Source organism: Streptomyces sp. NPDC046876 (assembly GCF_040645035.1).
GTDB lineage: Bacteria > Actinomycetota > Actinomycetes > Streptomycetales > Streptomycetaceae > Streptomyces.
Map to the genome: position 1 here is coordinate 1 of NZ_JBEYXK010000165.1, position 9,883 is coordinate 9,883.

Sequence of the window (9,883 nt, forward strand, 5' to 3'; positions counted from 1 at the left end):
TTCAACACCCGGCGCCGCCCACCGCCACGAGGGTGACCCGGCCCCGCCCCTTCTCCCCCCCCCCGGCGCCGGACTGGCGGGCGGTGCGCCCCGCCCGCGCGGGGCACCGCTCCCCGCTCGCCGCTCTCGACCCAATCGCCCCGGACAACGAGCGGGGTGCTTCTGGCGGAGGTGGCAGGGAGGGCCGGAGTGGGCCGGGCCGCGGTGGTGAACTGGCGCCGCCGGCAACCGGACTTCCCCGCCCCGGTGGCCGGCACCGACGTGCACCCGCAGTTCGACCCCCGCGCGGTCGTCGCCTGACTCCTCGCCCACGACAAACTGGTGGGCCGAGCACACTGGCCGCCGCACCACTATGCGCTGGGGTCGCGGAGGCCGACTGCGTCGTGCCGCCAGAACGGCTCTGCATAGACCAGTGTCCCAGTCATCCATGGCTCGTACTCCGGGAGCCTGAGGGCCTGGAAGGCGCCGTCTGGAATGCGCAGGGATGGCTTTCGAAAGCCTTGGTCGCCACCGGGCGCGAAGCCGAAGCGAGAGTAGTAGCCCGGATCGCCCTCCAGGAAGACCAGGGGGACGGCACGCTCAGCGAGGGTCTTCAGCCCGTGTCGGACCAGGGCAGAGCCGATACCGCGTTGGTGATGCTCGGGCATGACGGCCAACGGGCTGAGCACGTGCACCTCAACCAGTCGCCGAGGGGCATCGAGCAGACTGCGGGTGAACATGACGTGCCCGACGATCTGCCCGTCGAGTTCAGCGACCAGTGAGAGGCCGTCCGCGGGCGTGATCGTGCTCCGCAGGGTATCGACCAGGTTGGTCACGACAAGCCCGTGGTCACCGAACGCCCGTAGGTGGATGTCCCGCACAGACTCTTTGTCGCTCGGAAGTTCTTCGCGAAGATCCATGCCCGGAGGGTAAGAGCCCGTCCCAGTCGCTCGCACACGGTTTTGCAGACCGAAGGATGCACGGTGAGTGCCTCCGAGCTTATGCGGGTGCTGGAGCATCGAGGCTTGCGCAGTAGCCGCCAGGTCTTGAAGGCGGCCATGGCCTGTTCGACGAGTGCGCGGATCTTGGCGTGGGGGAGCGGTTGACCGCTTGCTGATCTGTGCACAGTGTCTCCCCGTGGCCCCAGTAGGGCAGCCGGACAGTGAGCGTGGATGTGCCGAACGGCAAGGCCGTATCCTGCGGTGGGCGAAGCAGGCGCTGTAGAGGCGCCGGTTGTCCATTGCAGTGGGCGCACCCCACTCCGGGGTACCAGGCACCCGACGAACTACCAGGAGGTTGACCGGTGATCACCCTGTCCGCAGTGGGAGGAGTGGCTCTGGTCGAACTGGGCATGGCCTTGACTCCGGGACCGAACATGATCCACCTCGCATCCCGCGCGATCACCCAAGGCCGCAGGGCGGGTCTGGTCAGCCTCAGTGGGACCGCCGTGGGCTTCCTGTGTTACCTGCTGGCCGCGGCTGCGGGCCTTTCCGCGCTGTTCACTGCCGTGCCGGTGGCCTACACGGTGGTCAAGCTGGCCGGGGCCGTCTACCTGGCCTACCTCGCCTGGGGCATGCTCAAGCCCGGCGGCCGTTCGCCCTTCGCCCCGGCCCAGGACCTGCCCCCGGTCTCCGACGCCCGACTGTTTTCGATGGGGCTGCTGACCAACCTGCTCAACCCTAAGATCGCTCTGCTGTACGCCGCGCTACTTCCGCAGTTCCTGAACACTCAGGCGGGTCCGGCCTGGAAGCAACTGCTCCAGCTCGGCGGTGTGCAGATCATTGTGGGGATCACCGTGAACGCTGTGATCATGTTGGGTGCAGCACGGGTGTCCGGGTTCCTGGCCGCCCGGCCCCGCGTCATGACCGCCCAGCGGTTCACGGCAGGCGGCCTGCTGGGCATCTTCGCTCTGCGCACCGCACTGTCCCGCACCCCCGTCTCCACCTGAGCCATGCCTTCGTATCCGTAACGCGCCAGTTGAGGGGTGGGACGGCGGTGAGACGTGAAGAAGCTCTTGGCGGCCCGGGCCTGGATCGCCGTCGGCCTCGTCTTCGTCGCGGAGAAAGTCGTCACCGCCCACGCGGCGGGCCGGAAGGCGCAGCTGCTTGCCGGGACGCTCGCCGTCGAGCCGGCCGGCCTACGACCTGTTCCGGCACGCGGTCTACCTCCGCTCCCTGTGGGACATCGCCCGCCGCCGCGAGGAGGCGCTGGTGTGCGACCCAGAGCGGCCCGGGCCACCTGCGCGCACCGATGCCGCACGCCGCACCGGTGCCGCGCCGGCAAGCAGGCGGAGAAGGGAGAGGAGAGCCGTGTACGCAGGCGTGCCGCTGGCCAGTGCCCTGGGAGCCGGGGGGAGCATCCACTCGCACACAGCGGTGCCGGCAGCACGAAGGCCCGGCCGCTCGGGGGAGCCGAAACCTTCGGCTTCGAGGGGAGGAAGCTCGCGGCCCGAACGTCGGGCGCGGAATCGGGGCCGCGGACTGGACGGGCCCGACGTGGGGGCCGGACCAGTGCACGCGTCACCGTCTGAACGCCGGCCTCAGCCGTGAGGCCAGGCGGCACGTGAGTGAACGCACAGCGCCGCCGGACGGACTCCTGCCGTCGCCTGCGCCATGATCGCTCGAGCACGATTCGACGTGGGTGGATGCGTCGTCGTTTGGGTGGGTTGAGGGCCGGAACCTGGGCAGGCGCACTCCGGGCGGGGAATCGTGATCCTTCGATCGGCCCAGGAGGAGCCTTGAGTGACTTCCAGGAATCGAGCCGCCGGCAGGACAGCAGCGCAGCGGCGGTAGCGCAGACGGTGCAGGACAAGACGAGCGAGGGCGCCGCTCTGGTCGGCGGCAAGGCCGCCGAGGTCGGCGGGACGGTGAAGGAGCAGGCGGCCAACGTCGTCGGCGAGGCCACCTCCCAGGCCCGCAACCTCGCCGGCGGCCTGCGCGATCAGCTCCAGGGGCAGGCACAGGCCCAGACGAGGAGCCTGGCGCAGAACGTGCGCCGGCTCGCGCAGGAGCTGCACGAGATGAGCGAGAACGGCAAGCCCGACTCCGCCATGGCCGGCGTGGCCCGGAAGGTGGCCGAGGGCGGCAAACGGGCCGCCGACCGCATCGAGCAGCGCGGACCCGACGGGCTGCTCGGAGACCTGCAGAACTTCGCACGCCGCCGCCCCGGCGCCTTCCTGGCGGGCGCGGCCGTTGCCGGGTTCCTCGTCGGGCGGGCCGAGAAGGGGGTCATCGCGGCCGCCTCCGCCGACAACGGTACGGGCGAAGCCGGCGGGCCGGAGGCTGGACCGGCAGACCGGACTGATGGAGGCGTGCCTGCGGTGCAAAACGCCGGCATACCGGCCGGTTACGACGACCTGACCGACACCTACGGCCAGTCGCAGCCCCCGCACGTGGTGCCCATGCCGCCCTCCCAGCCGCCGGCCGGCGGCCCGTCGCAGCGAGCGGAAGGGATGTGAGTCGTGGCCACCGCATACCAGGAACGGCCGACGCACCATGCCCCGCATCACCGGCAGGCCGCAGAACCGTCGATCGGTGATCTGGTCGAGGCCATCGGCCAGGACGTATCAGGGCTGGTCCGCACCGAGATCGAACTGGCGAAGGCGGAGCTGACGCAGGAGTTCGCCAAGGCCGGCAAGGCGGGCGGGATGCTGGGCGGCGCCGGCTACGCGGGCCACATGGCGATGCTGTTCGGCAGCCTCACGGTTGTCTTCGCGATGGCCAACGTGATCAATATCGTCTGGGCCGCGCTGATCGTCACCGCCCTGTGGGCCACCGTCGGCGCGGCGCTCTATGTGAGCGGACGTGCGGGCTGGCGCAATGTCCACCTCAAGCCCGAACAGACCGTGGAGTCGCTGAAGGAGGATGCGCGATGGGCCCGACACCCGACGAGCTGAGGACCGACGCGGAGTACCGGCGGGCGCACCTGGCGCGCAACGTCGACGCCCTCGCGGACAGGATGACCCCCCGCAGGATGGCGCAGCGCAAGGTCACATCGGTGCGCCACCGCGTCAGCGGAGTGAAGGAGCGTGTGATGGGCACGGCACAGGACACGGCGCACGGAGCCTCCGAAGCTCTGAGTCAGGCCACCGACAGCATCGCGGAGACCGCCAAGGACGTCGGCACGACCGTGGGCGAGACCCTCCAGCAGGCGCCTTCGCAGGCGAAGCGGCAGACACAGGGAAGCCCTCTGGCCGCCGGGCTGATCGCCTTCGGCGCCGGCATGCTCACGGCCGCGCTCCTGCCGACCTCCGAAGCCGAACAACGTGCCGGACGGCAACTGAGGGAGCACTCCGAAGAGCTGCTGGAACCCGTCAAGCAGACGGTCGGCGAAGCAGCACAGGAGGTCAAGCAGGAGATGCGGGAGCCCGCGGCGCAGGCCGTGGAAGCGGTGAAGAGCACCGCCCAGGAGGCCGCGGAGACCACCAAGGACCAGGCCCGGAGCGCCGGCCAGGAGACAGCGCAGGGCCTGCGCCAGGTGGGCCAGGACGCCGCCGAAGAGGTGCGCGGCACCCCCGGCCCCTCCGGTTCTCCTTGAGCCACTTGCGCAGCCTCGCGCGGCCGTCTCGCGGCTTTCGGTTCCGACGCGCATCGTGTGGCGCGTTCACGGGCGAGGAAACGGCGAGCATGGTCGCGACGAGCCCGGCCAGACCATGGAGGCGGGCGCTGGCGAGCAAGGCCGACGCCAAGGCGCTCGCCGGCGCGGCAGGTCGGCGAGCACCTTGCCGCGGCCGGCCCGGCCGCGGCTGCGGGCTGAGGAACACGTCTGCACCGCACCCTGGTCACGCACAGCGTGCGGCCGAATGGGGTAAGCCGCACCTCGGGCATGCCCGGGCATGTCCGAATGGGTGACGTCTTGCCGTACGGATGCGTGACCGCGCAGCGGCGGCGATCACGGCGGTTCCCCAGAGCGACCAGCCCCCGCCCGTACCGCCGCCGAGGCCGGACAGGCGGCGGGTGCGCTACGACGCCATCGAGGTCGCGCACTGCCGGGCCGGCTTCCGTGTCTGCCTCGCGGGCCGTCGGGCTGGAGAACGCCGAGGACGTGACCTCACCGACCCCGACTTCGTGGAGTGCACAGGTGTAGACCCCGAGGGGTTGTAGTCCTCCCGCTGAGCCGGGATTCCGCGCTGTCCGACGGCGCCCAGGCGGCGGAAGGGGTTGGACCGGAGGGGGGCTGGACCATTGTCTGGAGGGTTGCCGTCGGCGGGGGGACCGGGGTGTGACCGAAGGCGCGGCCGCGCCCGGTGCGCGCTCGACGCGTTCGTGGAACGCGGCTACCGCAGGATGACCTCCAGTAGTTCAGCAGCCTCTGCGCTGAGGCCGGACAGCGCTCCGGCGAGCACCTTCAGAGTCGGTGGCGGCGGTTTCCGCGGCGGCCGTGTGCAGTCAGCCCAGGCCGCGGGGCGAGTCGCCTGTGTATGGCGGATAGGCCGTTTTGTCATGAGCTGTTTTGGCCGCCGCGGAAGGTGCGCCGGTAGGTGTCCGGGGGCACTCCCACCGCGCGGCTGAAGTGTCGGCGCAGGGTGGTGGCCGTGCCCATGCCGGTGTGCACGGCGATCCGTTCGACGGGCGTGTCGGTGGTCTCCAGGAGTTCCTGCGCGCGCCTGATGCGCTGAGCGTGCAGCCAGCGCAGCGGCGTCAGGCCGGTGCTCTGGTGGAAGAGCCGCGTCAGGTGCCGGGTGCTCATGCCCGCGCGGCCGGCCAGGTCTTGCACGGTCAGCGGCTCGTGCAGCCGGTCGAGGGCCCAGTCCTGCAGGTCGGCGAATCCGTCACCGCTTCGAGCCGGGACGGGCGCGGCGATGTACTGCGCCTGGCCGCCGGCGCGGTGCGGCGGCACGACCAGGATGCGGGCGAGCGCGTTGGCGACTGCGGTGCCGTGGTCGAGTCGCACCAGGTGGAGGCTGAGGTCGAGGGCGGCGGCCTTGCCCGCGGCGGTGAGGAGCTGCCCGTCGTGGGTGTAGAGGACATCGGCGTTGACGCGCACGTGCGGGTAGCGCTCTGCGAGCCGGGCCGCGTGCCACCAGTGTGTGGCGGCCTCGCGCCCGTCCAGCAGTCCCGCGGCGGCGAGGACGAACGAGCCGGTACACAACGAGGCGATACGGGCGCCACGCCGGTAGGCGTCACGCAGCGCGTCCAACAGGTCTTCGGGCGGATCGGCCTCGATGTCGTCGCAGGACGGCACGATCACGGTGTCGGCGTGGGCGAGTACGTCGAGCCCGCGCGGGGTGTCGACGCGCAGCAGGCCGCCCAGCCGGGCGTCCTGCGGTCCGCAGACCGCGAACTCGTACCAAGGGTCCGCCAGGTGCGAGCGGTCAACGCCGAAGATCTCCAGAGCGATGGCCGCCTCGAAGAGCATCGCCCCGTCGTACACGGGCATCGCCACCAAAGTCATGTCCGAAAGTGTACGGGTGGCGTCGCTTGCGACACTCGTGCGGGCGGCTTGCGGATCCCAAGATCGATGCATGAACACGAACACACCGCAGCAGACTGTCGCGATCTTCGGCGCCTACGGCCACACGGCCCGCTTCCTCATCGACGAGTTCCACAAGCGCGGCTTCGGTCTCTCCCTCGGCGGCCGCGATCCGGAACGCATGGCCGCCCTGGCCGAGGTCCACCCGTACGCCCGCACCCACGTCGCCACCGTCGACGATCCTGCCTCCCTGGACGCGCTGGTGGCGGGCGCCGTGCTGGTGGTCAACGCCGCGGGCCCGTTCGGCGACACCACCGGACCGCTGATCGACGCCGCCCTGCGCGCCGGCATCCACTACATCGACATCACCGGCGAGCAACCCGTCACCCGCCACAGCTTCGAGACCTACCGGGACCGGCTGGCGGGCAGCGGTCTGCTGTTCCTGCCCGCGTTGGGCTTCTTCGGGGGGCTGCCGGACCTGCTGGCCACCGCGGCGATGGGCGACTGGGCGGCCGCGGACGACATTTCGGTGGCGTTCGCGCTCGACAGCTGGCACCCGACAGCCGGCACCCGCAGGGCAGGGGCGCGCAGCGCGGGCAAGCGGGTGACGGTGAGCGGCGGCCGGCTGGTGCCGTTCGACGACAACCAGGACGTTCCGGCGGACTGGGACTTCCCCGCGCCGATCGGTACGCAGCCAGTGCGCGCGCTGGGGACGGCCGACCAGATCACCATCTCGCAGCACCTCAAGGCCCCCGAGGTCCGGGCCTTCATGAACGAGACGCCGCTGGCCGACCTGCGGGACCCGGCCACTCCGGCACCCACCGCCGTATCCGCGGACGGCCGTTCGGCGCAGTCCTGGCTGATCGACGTCGTGGTCACGCGCGGGGCCGAGCGCCGCGCCGCGTCCGCGGTCGGTCGGGACATCTACGCGGTGACCGCGCCGGTGGTCGCCGAGGCGGCCGTCCGGATCCTCGCGGGCCGGACACTGCCGAGCGGCACGGCCTCCGGGATGCGCGCCCCGGGTGAGGTGTTCGAAGCCGAGGACTTCCTCTCGTCGGTCGCCGACATCACGTGGTCGCGGCGCTGACCGACATCTCCGGGCAGCGCGTGCCATCAGTGTTGAGCCGGTGCCGGCGATCATCCGGCAGGGCCTTGCCAGTCCGCCGTGGGACCGGCCCCAACTGACTGGGCAAACCCAAGGGGAACCTGGGCAAGCCGCCCTGCACAGCCTGACGTGCGGTTCGACCGATCACGGGAGACGGAGCGGTCACGCCCTGCGGGCGGCAGTCCGGAGACAGCCGGAGCCACCACGCAGGCCGTGGACCGACGTCACGCAATACCGAGGATCCATGGACAGTGCAAACATGGGTGCAGACTGAGCCTTGGCGTCCTCGGAGTCTGCAGTGCGACAGGGCTCTACTTCGCTGTCGTCACACGTACTTCCAGCGCCAGCCTCCGGTCCCCGATCGCACCCCGCTGGGGCACTCGGCCTTCTGGTATTCAAATCGCCAGACGCTCGTGTGCTTGCTGCCGTCGGCACAGGTGATCCAGACCTGCAGGTAGGCTCCGGTGCCCGCGCACTTGACGTGGTATCGCCTGGCTCCTCCGGGGCCGGCATTGTCGTACCACTTGCTGCAGGAGGACGCTGCTGCCCGGGACACCGACTCAGGCGTGGCCGCCGTCGCCGGCGCCGCGGCAGCCACGGTGGTCGCGCACAGCACAGCTGCCGTCGCAATCCCCGTTGCGATCCGTTGCCTCATTGCATATCTCCTCACGTCGAGTTGCGGTCATGCGGGGCGGACCCTTGAGCCCTGCCGCCACTTGAAGGTATGGGTCGAGGCCATGGTCGGCATCGGGTGAAGGGTTGACCTTTCGCATCAAACGCCGGCGGTAGTGCGTGTTCACCTACAACCCCGGTGGTAGGCGAACCGCGCCAATCGAACCGGCGAGCTCCCAAGGGTTTGGATGCGCGACGGGTGGCGGGTGCCGCCCCCGCTGCTCTTCCAGATGCGGGGCGCTCCGGAGTCGGGCCGTCCGATACGCATTCGCGATGCCCGCACCCAAACCAGCCTCGCGGGAGGGCGGCTGTTCCGGCACGCGGCCGGTTGACCGAAGGCCTGCGGGCGCTCCGTGTCCATTCTCGCCGTCGAGCGAACGGCATCCGGCGCCGGCTCCCACGCCGCGCGCCTGCGCTGCGCCGAGACCGTTCCCTTCACCGCCGCGCACGCCCTGGACGCCGGCTCCTGGGCTGCCATCGACTGGCCGGTCACACACTCGGCGGCCATTGCCTGGCAGGCCGCGAAGTCGGGAGAACCCGTCACCGTGCTCTCCCTGACCCCCGAGGCAGTACGAGGGCACGGGCATTCACCCGCTCAATCCGACCTAGGTTCTGTCTCTTTGGTCAGCGTCGGATCCAGATGAGGATGCCGGCGAGGTAGAGTGCGGCTTGGTAGGCGATGGCGAGTTTGTCCGTCCGTGTGGCCAGGCCGCGCCACTGCTTGAGCCGGTTGATGCACCGCTCGACGGTGTTCCGCTGTTTGTAGGCCTCGGGGTCGAAACCTGGCGGGCGGCCCCCTCGCCGTCCTCGCCGCAGACGGTGGCCGATCTGGTCGGAGGGCTGCGGGATGACCGCGCGGATTCCCCGGCGCCGCAGGTGGCTGCGGATCGCGCGGGACGAGTAGGCACGGTCCGCCAGCACCACAAAGGGCCGGGTTCGCGGCCTGCCCGGGCCGCTGCGGGGCACCCTGATACGGGCCATCACCGTCTCGAAAGCGGGTGCGTCACCGGCCTGGCCCGCAGTGACGGTGAAGGCCAAAGGTCGTGCTCCGCCGTCCGCGGCGAGGTGGACCTTGGTGCTCAGCCCGCCGCGGGAGCGCCCGAGGGCGTGATCGGCGGGCTCGCCGGCACCTGGCGCCCCTTTTGGCGTGCTCCAGCGGCGTGCTGATGAGCCCGGACGACCGTGGAGTCCACCGAGACGGTCCAGTCGATGTCGTCGGCGGCGTCCGCCGCCGCCAGGACGGCGGCCAGGATCGCCTCCCAGGTGCCGTCGACGGCCCATCTGATCAGCCGTTTGTGGGCGGTCTGGAAAGAGCCGAGTTCGTCGGGCAGGTCCCGCCAGGGCGAGTTGGTGCGGTACTTCCACGCAATCGCCTCGAGAGTGCGGCGGTGATCGGCCCACCGCCTGCCGCGGACCGGATCGGCCGGCATCAGCGGCGCGATCCGGTCCCACATCGCATCAGTGATCACTAATCGGACGGACACATCCGATCAACTGATCAGCCCATCAAAGAGACACGCGCTAGGCCCCGGCACCGGATCCGCAGGCGAAGAAGCCCCAGGCCAGGCGCGTCGGGACGATGGCGGTCGAGCCTGCAGCCGCGGCCGGGCTCCGGCTGGATTTAGAGGCCATCTCATTTGGCGAGCCTGCGGTAGCAGATGAGGGTGCAGGCGATGCTGGTGAAGGCGAGGAAGTGCTCGGCCTTGCGTTCGTAGC

Annotated in this window: 8 protein-coding genes and 1 pseudogene; 5 read left to right on the top strand and 4 right to left on the bottom strand. The window is 70.6% G+C overall.

The features are described 5' to 3' along the window. Positions 1-350: 350 nt before the first annotated feature. Entirely contained in the window at positions 351-899 is a 549-nt protein-coding gene (locus tag ABZ924_RS37070) for an N-acetyltransferase (protein WP_361919892.1), read from the bottom strand. 74 nt (positions 900-973) lie between these two features. Beyond that, positions 974-1,143, bottom strand: a pseudogene (locus ABZ924_RS37075) (transposase family protein); the annotation flags it as partial. 139 nt (positions 1,144-1,282) lie between these two features. Between ABZ924_RS37075 and ABZ924_RS37080 the strand changes: the two are divergent. The 4 genes from ABZ924_RS37080 (at position 1,283) to ABZ924_RS37095 (ending at position 4,515) form a co-directional block, all read left to right on the top strand. Then, a complete protein-coding gene (locus ABZ924_RS37080; protein ID WP_361919894.1) occupies positions 1,283-1,927 on the top strand; it encodes a LysE family translocator in 645 nt (214 codons plus the stop codon). Positions 1,928-2,716: 789 nt separating this feature from the next. Beyond that, positions 2,717-3,436, top strand: coding sequence for a hypothetical protein (locus tag ABZ924_RS37085; RefSeq protein ID WP_361919896.1), 720 nt, complete (start codon positions 2,717-2,719; stop codon positions 3,434-3,436). A 3-nt stretch (positions 3,437-3,439) separates the two neighbouring features. Further along, a complete protein-coding gene (locus ABZ924_RS37090; protein ID WP_361919897.1) occupies positions 3,440-3,874 on the top strand; it encodes a phage holin family protein in 435 nt (144 codons plus the stop codon). Next, entirely contained in the window at positions 3,850-4,515 is a 666-nt protein-coding gene (locus ABZ924_RS37095) for a DUF3618 domain-containing protein (RefSeq protein WP_361919899.1), read from the top strand. The genes ABZ924_RS37090 and ABZ924_RS37095 overlap by 25 nt, the downstream gene beginning before the upstream one ends. 903 nt (positions 4,516-5,418) lie before the next feature. On the opposite strand, the gene ABZ924_RS37100 is transcribed toward ABZ924_RS37095, so the two are convergent. After that, positions 5,419-6,372 (bottom strand): helix-turn-helix domain-containing protein, encoded by a 954-nt coding sequence (locus ABZ924_RS37100; RefSeq protein ID WP_361919901.1) that lies wholly within the window; start codon positions 6,370-6,372, stop codon positions 5,419-5,421. Positions 6,373-6,442: 70 nt separating this feature from the next. Between ABZ924_RS37100 and ABZ924_RS37105 the strand changes: the two genes are divergently transcribed. Then, on the top strand, positions 6,443-7,477 hold the full coding sequence (locus ABZ924_RS37105) for a saccharopine dehydrogenase NADP-binding domain-containing protein (RefSeq protein ID WP_361919903.1): 1,035 nt from the start codon (positions 6,443-6,445) through the stop codon (positions 7,475-7,477). A 1,314-nt stretch (positions 7,478-8,791) separates the two neighbouring features. Here ABZ924_RS37105 and ABZ924_RS37110 read toward each other — a convergent pair. Next, a protein-coding gene (locus ABZ924_RS37110) for an IS5 family transposase (RefSeq protein WP_361919905.1) occupies positions 8,792-9,651 on the bottom strand; the annotation gives its coding sequence in 2 pieces (ribosomal slippage) (positions 8,792-9,312 and positions 9,312-9,651; 861 coding nt in all). Positions 9,652-9,883 lie beyond the last annotated feature (232 nt).

Excerpts from the sequence above, each read along its gene's own strand:
- ABZ924_RS37095 (WP_361919899.1), top strand. The coding sequence starts at position 3,850 with ATGGGCCCGACACCCGACGAGCTGAGGACCGACGCGGAGTACCGGCGG.
- ABZ924_RS37100 (WP_361919901.1), bottom strand. The coding sequence starts at position 6,372 with ATGACTTTGGTGGCGATGCCCGTGTACGACGGGGCGATGCTCTTCGAG.
- ABZ924_RS37070 (WP_361919892.1), bottom strand. The coding sequence starts at position 899 with ATGGATCTTCGCGAAGAACTTCCGAGCGACAAAGAGTCTGTGCGGGAC.
- ABZ924_RS37105 (WP_361919903.1), top strand. The coding sequence starts at position 6,443 with ATGAACACGAACACACCGCAGCAGACTGTCGCGATCTTCGGCGCCTAC.